We start from the raw sequence: 522 nt of genomic DNA, 5'->3' as shown, positions 1-522 counted from the left end.
CGCATCCAGCGCTCGATGACCCGGGTGTAGTGGACGACGTCCTCGCCGACCGTCAGCTCGGCGTGGAACCACGGCTGCGGCGTGGTGTAGTCGTCGACGATGTCGGCCATCGGCTCCGCGAGGAGCCAGGTCATCCACCCGAAGAACAGCATCACGCCGATCGTCCGGTTCGACAGGTCGGTCTTCACTTCTTGCCCCTCCATGCGGCGATCCAGTCGGCGGGTCCCGAGGTGACGATCGCCTTGGCGATCGCGTAGCCGGTCATGGCGAGGAGGCCGGCGAGCGCGTTGCCGTAGGTCTCCGGGTCGCGCTCGAGGAAGTTCAGGATCGGGTCCGGGAACACGATGGCGAAGAACAGGCCCGAGCAGATGCGCCCGGCGCTGCTCTTGAGGTCGTGCTCCTCGCTGGTGACCATCGAGACGACGATCCCGCCGACCACCGCGACCACCATCCAGACGTTCTCCGCAAGCCATGCGGTCAGGCGTTCGAGCATCGGCGGTCCTTCTCTTCCGTCGGTCGCAG

Annotated in this window: 2 protein-coding genes; both read right to left on the bottom strand. The window is 66.7% G+C overall.

Going from position 1 to position 522, the window contains the following annotated elements; translation table 11 throughout:
• Window positions 1-203, bottom strand: a 203-nt coding sequence (locus RISW2_RS23145; protein ID WP_156944004.1) for a hypothetical protein, incomplete at its 3' end; no start/stop codon positions are given.
• Window positions 185-522, bottom strand: a 338-nt coding sequence (locus tag RISW2_RS23140) for a hypothetical protein (protein WP_211238753.1), incomplete at its 5' end; no start/stop codon positions are given. The genes RISW2_RS23145 and RISW2_RS23140, both read right to left, overlap by 19 nt.

It is taken from the genome of Roseivivax isoporae LMG 25204, from assembly GCF_000521865.1.
Taxonomy (GTDB): Bacteria; Pseudomonadota; Alphaproteobacteria; order Rhodobacterales; family Rhodobacteraceae; genus Roseivivax; species Roseivivax isoporae.
The sequence above is the reverse complement of the archived record's forward strand: the minus strand, read 5'-3'. Positions and strand labels throughout refer to the sequence as shown.